This is a genomic window from Microbispora sp. GKU 823 (assembly GCF_002027145.1).
Lineage (GTDB): Bacteria > Actinomycetota > Actinomycetes > Streptosporangiales > Streptosporangiaceae > Microbispora > Microbispora siamensis.
In genome coordinates, this window is sequence record NZ_MWJN01000184.1 from 1 (window position 1) to 8,244 (window position 8,244).

The window sequence follows — 8,244 nt, forward strand, 5'->3', positions numbered from 1 at the left end:
CCATCTTCAACTACGCCACCCAATCCCTGGGCGGCGCCGTCACCGTCAACCGCTTCGACCTCACCACCCCGTAACACAACTCCCGCGCGCTACTCGGCGGCCCGGCGGTAGGTGTTCACCTGCACGCCGGTGCCGCCGGTGGCCGTGGAGACCAGTTCGAACCTCTGCCGCAGGCCGTCGGCCGGGAAGATCGTCTTACCGCCGCCGAGGATCACCGGCATGACGATCAACCGGAGTTCGTCGACCAGGCCCTCGTGCAGGAGGGTGCGCACGAGGCTCGGGCTCCCCATGACGACCAGATCGCCGTCGCCCGTGTCCCGCAGTTCGCGGATGCGGGCGACGGCCTCGTCGCCGGGGATTCGCGTGGTGTTCCAGGTCAGCTCGTCGTCGCTCAGGGTCTCCGACACCACGTACTTCGGCATCGCGTTCAACCGGTCGGCGAACGGGTCACCGGCCCGCGCAGGCCACGCGGCGGCCATGTTCTGCCAGGTGCGGCGGCCGTAGAGCAGCCCCTCCGCCTTGCTCACCGTCTCGTCGAAGGCGCCGCCGACGACCTCCGGGTCGAAGAACGGGTGCGACCAGCCGCCGTGCGCGAAGCCGCCGTCCCTGTCCTCCTCGGGACCGCCCGGCGCCTGCACGACGCCGTCCAGGCTCATGAACTCGGTGACCACGATGCGCATGGCGCTCTCCTCTGTGTCTGCCGACGCCGTCGTCGGCTCCGTCGTGGTCCCCACGGTAGCCTCCGATAAAATTAATTGTCAAGAAAGCTGGATTGTTCGGCCCTACTTACCTGGCCAGAGCACGTGAGACGACCGTCTCGGCGGGCCGGCCGAGCACCCGTTCGAGGTCGTCGGTCCGCTGTTCGAGCATCCCCGCGCGGATCTGCGCGTTGATCCAGCTCATCGGGCCCGGCCCGGCGTCGGGCACCTCGCGGTAGGGCACGCCGAGCGCCTCGGCCACCTCGGGATAACTCCACAGGGGCCCGGTGAAGTCGTACGCCCGGCCCAGATGCCCCTCGCCGGTCAGCACGTTGGCCGCCGCCTCGGCGAGATCCGACCGGAAGGCCGTGTTCAGGCCGCGCCCGCCGGTGCTGCTGGTGATCTCGCCCTCGACGACCCGCGGGACGAACGCGTCGCTGTAGAAGGGGTGGCGCAGGAACGTGTACGGCAGGCCGCTGCGGAGTATGGCCTGCTCGGTGGCGTGGTAGGCCTCCGTCATGCCGGTCGCGCCGGTGCCGGCCCCAAGGAAGCTGGTGAAGACGACCGCGCCGACGCCGGCCTCCTTCGCGGCGGTCACCGCGTTGAGGTGCTGCCCGATCCTGCGGGTGGTGTCGAGCTCAGGAGAGGAGATCAGGAGGAGACGGGCGGCCCCGTCGAACGCCTCGCGCAGACTCGCCGGGTCGTCGTAGTCACCGCGCCGTGTCGGCACGCCCTCGGGCGCGCGGCCGGGGTCGCGCACCGCGGCCACCACCTCCGTACGGGTGCGCAGGTGGTCGATGACGAGGCGGCCGAACGCGCCGGAGGCGGCCGAGATCACGATCATCGGGCAAGTGAACCGCCTGCCGTCGCCACCCTGCCACTGCTTTTCGGGCGGAAGCGGGCGCGGTAGTCGTCCCAGTCCCAGGTGGACAGGAAGGCCGCCGCGGCCGTCCGGCCGTTGCGGTAGAGGTGCTGCTTCTGCCGTTCGTCGAGGTCGAAGTCGACGACTCCCACGCCCTCGGTGTCGACCTGGATGGTGCGGGCCCTGACCCAGGGCTGGTCCAGGTACGTCTGGTCGTGGCCGACGATCGCGGTCCCGACCAGGGACGTCAGCAGCCGCAGGGCGGGCAGGTGGGGAGCCCCGACGAGCGGCAGCCTGAGCGTGTCCTCCCGGAACGCGGGGAGCAGCTTGACCCCGAACGTGGGCCAGCGCGGCTGCTCCCCGTCCTGCCGGTCGAGCGTGTCGATGGGGAAGTTGGACAGCACGCCGCCGTCCACCAGGGTCGACACCAGCCCGGTGCCGGAATCGGTGATCGTGACGGGCTCGAAGAAGAAGGGGATCGACATCGAGGCGCGGACGGCATCGGCCACCCGCTGCCTGCCCGGTTCCGCCACGCCGTAGACGCTCCGGTAGTCCCACGGCAGGCGCACCAACCGGCCCAGGGTGACGTCCGTGGCCGTCACCACCAGGCTGTAGCGCTGGTCCTCGCCCATCCAGGGCGCCGGGTCGTCGAGCGCCAGGTCGTCGAACGTCTCGACGCCGAGGTCGGCCAGCTCGTTCCCCAGCCACTCCCGCAGGTGGTCGCCCTCGAACACACCCCGTTCGAACAGCAGGGACAGCAGCGAGAACCCCCTGCCGACCCACGGGACGCGTTCCACGGCGGACGCGTCCCTGAACCTGCGGTAGTCGACGCCGAACAGGAGCTCGCGCATGCGCTCCGGCGGCATCCCGGCCGCGGCCAGCGCTCCCACCACCGCCCCCGCGGAGGTCCCGGCGACCCGGTGCCGGCGGCCCGCCCGAACCGGTAGCCGGCCGCGTGCAGTTCGTGCAGCGCCCCGACCAGGGCCACACCCTTGACCCCGCCGCCCTCCAGCACCAGGTCGGCCCGCCTGTCCACCCCGGCCATCGGCACCAGCCCTTCTTCCGACCGTCCTCACCCGGATCTACCGCGCTCGGACGACCCGGGCCCCGGCGCCGCGCCAGTGCGGGGTGAACCGTCACTCCTCCTTGTCCTGCGGATACCAGCGCAGTTCGATGACGTTGCCGTCGGGGTCCTTCACGTAGACCGAGGTGGCGACGCCGCGGGCCCCGAACCGGGGACCGGGGCCGTCGATGACGGTCAGGGCGCCGGAGTCGACGACCTCCTGCCAGTCCAGCGGCTCGACGACCAGGCAGAAGTGGTCGACGTTCGACTCGCCGCGGGAGCCGCGCAACAAGTCGATGATCGTGTCCGGCGACACCCGCACCGAGGGGAACGGCGCCTTGCCGGCCCTCCACTCGTCGACCCGCACCGGCTCCAGGCCGAGGACGTCGCAGTAGAACGCCAGCGACCGCTCAACGTCCTCCACGGTCAGCACCAGATGGTCGAAGCCCTTGACCCGCATGTTCGTTGTGCTCATGCATCCAACGATGGCCGATCACGCCCCGTCGTGCGGGCCGCGGCCGACGTGAACCTTCCGCGTGGCGCATCCGAAAAGGTGGTATCGGCACTTTAGGATCACCCGTAAATCCGTGGCCCCCTGCACGGCTCCCGGAGTTCACGCACGGTTCAGCCGGTCTCGCAAAGGTGCCTTTCGTAGCCGGAGCCGGCTTTCCGGCGGGACGCGAAAGGGCACCACATGAGCGAGGGGCACGTACACCCCCACCCCCACCCCCACACGCATGACCACGACCACGGGCACTCCGACCCCGGCCCCGTCGTGGACATGACGGTCGCGGACGAGGAACTGTCGCCGGACCAGCTCTCCCGCCGCCAGATGTTCCGGCGGGCCGGGCTGCTCGGCGCCGGTCTCACCGCGGCGGGCGTGCTGGGCGCCCCCGGCCAGGCCGCCGCGGCGAGCACCGCGACGGCCGCGGCGAGCGCGAGCCGAAGGACGGCTTCCTGTGGCTCGCGGGCGACCACCACATCCACACCCAGTACAGCTCCGACGGCATGTACCGGGTCATCGACCAGGTGCGGCACGCCAACGCGTACGGGCTCGACTGGATGGTCATCACCGACCACGGGAGCGCGACGCACGCCAAGATCGGCGTGGAGAAGGTCAACCCCGACATCGTCGCGGCTCGCGACGCGGTCAAGGACACCCTCGTCTTCCAGGGCCTGGAGTGGAACATCCCCGCCGCCGAGCACGGCACGGTGTTCGTCGCACCGGGACGCGGCGAGGTCGCGACGCTGAAGGAGTTCGAGAACTCCTTCGACGGCTCGGTCAAGAACGCCACGGCGAGCACCCCGCAGAACGAGGCCCTCGCCATCGCTGGCCTCAACTTCCTGGCCGACGCCGTCAGGCGCCGCCGCATCCCCGACGCGCTGTTCCTGGCCAACCACCCCGCGCGCAAGGGCATCGACTCGCCGCACGAGATCCGCGCCTGGCGCGACACCGCGCCGGGTATCGCGGTCGGCATGGAGGGCGCGCCGGGCCACCAGGCCGCCGGCATCCCCAAGCCCAACGGAGCCGGCTCCGGCCGCGGCTACTACGACAACAGCCCGAGCGCCGACTCCTTCCCCGGCTACCCGGCGGAGAGCTACCGGACCTTCGGCGGCTTCGACTGGATGACCGCGACCGTCGGCGGCCTGTGGGACAGCCTGCTCGCCGAGGGCAAGCCCTGGTGGATCACCGCCAACTCCGACTCGCACACGATCTACGCCGACACCAGCGACCGCGGGCCGAACAGCGACTTCAACGCCAACGGCCGATACGAGGACCCGATCTACAACGGCGTGCACAACCTGTCCAACGGCGACTTCTGGCCCGGCTACTACAGCCGCACCCACGTCGGCGCGACCGGGTTCTCCTACGGCTCGGTCATGGACGGCATCCGCCAGGGCCGCATCTGGGTGGACCACGGCGGCCTGATCAGCGGCCTCGTCGTCCGCGCTCGGGCGCGCGGCAACAGCGGCGTCACGCTCGGCGACACCCTGTATGTCCGCCAGGGCGCCCAGGTCGAGGTGGCCATCCAGATCACTCTGGCGAACCGGCCCAACTGGGCGCAGTTCATCCCCACGCTGGCCCGCGTGGACGTCATCCAGGGCGACGTGACCGGCCCGGCCTCCGACAAGGACGTGTTCACCACCCCGAACACCAAGGTCGTCCAGTCGTACGAGGTCGGGAAGAATACCGGCACCGTCACCTTCACCTACCAGGTGGGGGCCGTCGACCACCCCGTCTACGTGCGGCTGCGCGGCACCGACGGCAACCGTGTCGCCCCCGGCCTGCTCGGCGCGTCGGTGGACCCGCACGGCCCGGCCATGGACGTGCCCGGCGACGCGGACCCCTGGAAGGACCTGTGGTTCTACAGCAACCCGATCTGGATCGTGCCGCGCCGATGATCCTGGGTTTCGACGACGGATCCCGTACGGTCGCGGGGGCCGAGCACCTTCTCCACCAGGTGGTGGAGGCGCTCGGCTCGCCGGCCGGGGTGATCGGCTGCACCCATTTCGTCCGCAGCGGCGAACTACCGCACGTCGCCTGCTCTCTGGCCCTGCCCGGCACGGCCCACCTCGACCCTGCCCGCCTCGACCCGGACCTACTCCCCGAGGGGGTCCTGACGGCGGAGGGCGCGGCGCTGGCGGCGGCGGAGCACGCGGCCCGCGACGGCGGGCGCGTGGTGCTGTTCCCCGGCCGCGACGATCTGCCGGGCACGCTCACCGTCGGCGACCTGCTGGCCCGTACGGCGATCGACCGGGTCCTCGTGCTCGCCCAGCCGGAGCCTCCGGCCGAGGACGTGGTCCTGGTGACCAACGACCACGTACGCCCGGTCTGGCGGGACGGGCTGATGACCCTGCTCGCCATGCCGGCGCCTGGCGGACGCATCGCCCCGGCCGAGGTCCCGAACCCCACCCCCTGCTGCGCCGACCATGTCTGAATGACTGATTCGGTATAGGCCCTTCTGTACCAGGTTGCGGTTGCGGTAGAAGATCACTCGTACCATTTCTCCTCCTTTCGAGGTACACGTGAGAAAGACTCTGCGAGTGGCCGCGGCCCCGATGTTCGCCGCCGCCTTCGTCCTCGCCGCCCTGTCCGCTCCCGCGAACGCCGACACCACCGACGGCACGACCGAGAGCGACGCCGAGATCGCCCAGGAGTGGCAGACCGCCTGGGACACCTACCACTTCACCGACACCACCCCGCCCGCGCCCGGCTCGGGCCGGAGCCGGGTCACGAACAGCATCTCCGTCGACATCGACGCGCCGATGCCGTCGACCTTCTACAAGTACTCCGACTTCAACAACCACATCGGCAAGAACCCGTTCCTGAAGCGGGTCGTCACGCACAAGGAGTGGTGGACGCCCCCCGCGCTCTACCGCAACCTCACGGCGATCGAGGAGATCCCGTACGAGGGCACGATCGTGGTCAGCAAGACCCACGCGCAGCAGCGCCTCCACGCGGACGGGTTCTACTACGAGACCGACAGCTGGTCGCAGCCCAACGTGGTCACGCACCAGAAGATCGACTTCACGCCGCTGCCCGGCGGGAAGACCCGGGTCACGGAGAACCTCACCTTCGAGGCGGACTCCTCGCTGATCGACTTCGTCGCCACGAACGGCACCGCCTCGCACCAGCAGTTGCAGACGGCCCTCAAGCAGGCGATCGAGAGCGGCGAGCTCTGATCCTCGGGCATCACTGAAACGGGCGTCTTCCGTGAGGGAGACGCCCGTCTCGTGTCAGTGCCCCCTGCCGCTGCCTCTGCTCTCCTCGGCCGCCAGGGTCTGGTTGATCGAGCAGTTCTTGATCCCGTTCGTGCAGTTGCCGCTGAGGGAGTCGGTGAAGACGCTGACACTCGACACCTGTTGAGTGCCGGCGAAATCGACGGCGCTGTTGCCCGCGGGAGCGTTCACGTTGCGCTTGCCCGTGTTGAGCTGAAAGGGCGGACTGCTGATCGTCGGCGCATTGGCGGTGTTGATACCGGCCGTGTGCTGCGTGCCGCCACCGCCGTCGTCACCGAACCCGCCGCCGAATCCACCGCCGAACCCGGCGAGACGGGCGCCGATACGGGCACCGCCGTGACCGTGGCCCTTGCCCTTCTTCCCCTTGCCCTTCTTGCCCTTCTTGGCCTGGCCGCCGTGGCCGCCCTGGCCGTGCCCGCCCTGTCCACCCTGACCGTGCGGGCCGTGGCCGACGGCCGGGGCAGGCGCCGCCAGTGCCCGCGGCGCCGCCGCGACGCTCGGCATCACGATGAGGAGCGCGGCGACGGCCAGACGCCGGGCGGACAACGCCACGACGCGGGATCTCCCTGCCCTGTTGTCGCCCATCCGATCCACACCTGCCTTCACTTCGGGACACAAGCGACGCATCCGGCTCATACCCCGCGCTTCGTCCCTCTTCTCCCGAAGTGCGATGTGCTGTGCGGTTGCTGATCCCTTCTTTGCGCTACGCGCGCCCACCTCGGTCAGATGGTGGCGATGGCGGTGAGCACGTCGAGCCTGGCCGCGCGGCGGGCCGGCAGCAGCCCGGCCAGCAGGCCGGCGACGGCGGCCACGGCGACGACCAGCAGGAGCGGACCGACCGGCAGCGTGAGCGTGGCCTCGGTGGTGCGGCCCAGCGCGGTGACCGTGCCCGCGGCGAAGGCGACGCCCAGGCCGATCCCGGCGACGATCGCCAGCGCCGCGACGAGGACCGCCTCACCACGGATCATCCAGCGCATCTGGGCCCCGGTCATGCCGACCGCCCGCAGCAGCCCGAGCTCCCTGGTCCGCTCGATGATGGACAGGGCGAGCGTGTTGGTGATGCCCATCAGCGCGATCAGGACGGTGAGCATCAGCAGCGCGGTCACCAGCCCCAGGACCTGGTCGATCATCGCGTTCCGCCCGGCGACGGCCGCCGCCTGGTCGCGCACCTGTGCGGTCGGGGCGTCGGCGAGGGCCCGTTCGATGGCCTTCCTCGCGTCCGCGTCGCGCACTCCGTCGGCCACCTTGACGAAGACGCTCGCGTCGACGTGCTCACGGTAGTTCCGCTCGAAGGTGTCCAGCGAGATGACGTAGCCGGTCGACAGCGCCTGGGCGTCCCGGTCGCGTAGCAGGCCGACCACCGGAAGGCGCCGGGTCCCGGTGCGGGAGAACGTCATCGCCAGGGTGTCGCCGACCTTGAGGTGCCGCTCCCTGGCGACGTTCGCGGCCAGGACGACCCCGCCGCCCGCGACGGCGTCCAGGCGTCCCGCGACCATGTGGAGCGAGGTGACGCGGGGCAGCGTGACCGGGTCGACCGCGGTGAGCGCCTCGGTCGACCGGCCGTCCTTCCAGTGGCCGTAGCGCAGCCGGGAGGCCACCGCGACCTGCGGCAACTCGCTGACGTGGTGGTAGGCGTGCGCGGGCAGCCCGCCCAGCATCTCGTTGCGGGCGCTCTCCACCACGTAGTCGGCGGTGATCACCTCGGTGTACGACCGCGCGGTCGAGTCCTTGATCGAGGTCCCCAGCACGGTCGTGAAGCTGATGAGCGCGAGGCCGAAGGCCAGGGCCAGGGCGGTCGCGGAGGTGCGCCGGGGCGCCCGCGCCGCGACGTCGCGCGCCAGCCGTCGGGGACGCGCGCGCCGAGCGGCCGCCCGAGAGCG

At 70.9% G+C, this 8,244-nt stretch carries 9 protein-coding genes; 3 read left to right on the top strand and 6 right to left on the bottom strand.

Going from position 1 to position 8,244, the window contains the following annotated elements; translation table 11 throughout:
- Positions 1–89: 89 nt before the first annotated feature.
- From B1L11_RS43320 to B1L11_RS43335, 4 genes are all read right to left on the bottom strand, one after another.
- On the bottom strand, positions 90–680 hold the full coding sequence (locus tag B1L11_RS43320; protein ID WP_079320963.1) for a dihydrofolate reductase family protein: 591 nt from the start codon (positions 678–680) through the stop codon (positions 90–92).
- Positions 681–786: 106 nt separating this feature from the next.
- The gene (locus B1L11_RS43325) at positions 787–1,542 is read right to left on the bottom strand and encodes an NAD(P)H-binding protein (protein WP_179155590.1); all 756 of its coding nucleotides are present in this window, start codon (positions 1,540–1,542) and stop codon (positions 787–789) included.
- Entirely contained in the window at positions 1,539–2,636 is a 1,098-nt protein-coding gene (locus B1L11_RS43330) for a patatin-like phospholipase family protein (RefSeq protein WP_256863412.1), read from the bottom strand. Before B1L11_RS43330 ends, B1L11_RS43325 begins: the two co-directional genes overlap by 4 nt.
- Before the next feature lie 60 nt (positions 2,637–2,696).
- A complete protein-coding gene (locus B1L11_RS43335; protein WP_256863413.1) occupies positions 2,697–3,098 on the bottom strand; it encodes a VOC family protein in 402 nt (133 codons plus the stop codon).
- A gap of 506 nt (positions 3,099–3,604) precedes the next feature.
- Here B1L11_RS43335 and B1L11_RS43340 point away from each other — a divergent pair.
- The 3 genes from B1L11_RS43340 (at position 3,605) to B1L11_RS43350 (ending at position 6,307) form a co-directional block, all read left to right on the top strand.
- Positions 3,605–5,026 carry a hypothetical protein gene (locus tag B1L11_RS43340; RefSeq protein ID WP_256863414.1) on the top strand — a complete coding sequence of 474 codons (1,422 nt, stop codon included), beginning with the start codon at positions 3,605–3,607 and terminating at the stop codon, positions 5,024–5,026.
- Entirely contained in the window at positions 5,023–5,562 is a 540-nt protein-coding gene (locus tag B1L11_RS43345) for a hypothetical protein (protein ID WP_079320965.1), read from the top strand. Before B1L11_RS43340 ends, B1L11_RS43345 begins: the two co-directional genes overlap by 4 nt.
- Before the next feature lie 88 nt (positions 5,563–5,650).
- Complete coding sequence (locus B1L11_RS43350) at positions 5,651–6,307, top strand: hypothetical protein (protein WP_079320966.1); 657 nt, start codon at positions 5,651–5,653, stop codon at positions 6,305–6,307.
- Between the two features lie 54 nt (positions 6,308–6,361).
- On the opposite strand, the gene B1L11_RS43355 is transcribed toward B1L11_RS43350, so the two are convergent.
- Positions 6,362–6,949, bottom strand: a complete 588-nt coding sequence (locus tag B1L11_RS43355) for a hypothetical protein (RefSeq protein ID WP_143737977.1) — start codon at positions 6,947–6,949, stop codon at positions 6,362–6,364.
- A 137-nt stretch (positions 6,950–7,086) separates the two neighbouring features.
- The coding region (locus tag B1L11_RS43360; RefSeq protein WP_143737978.1) for an ABC transporter permease at positions 7,087–8,244 on the bottom strand (1,158 nt) is incomplete at its 5' end.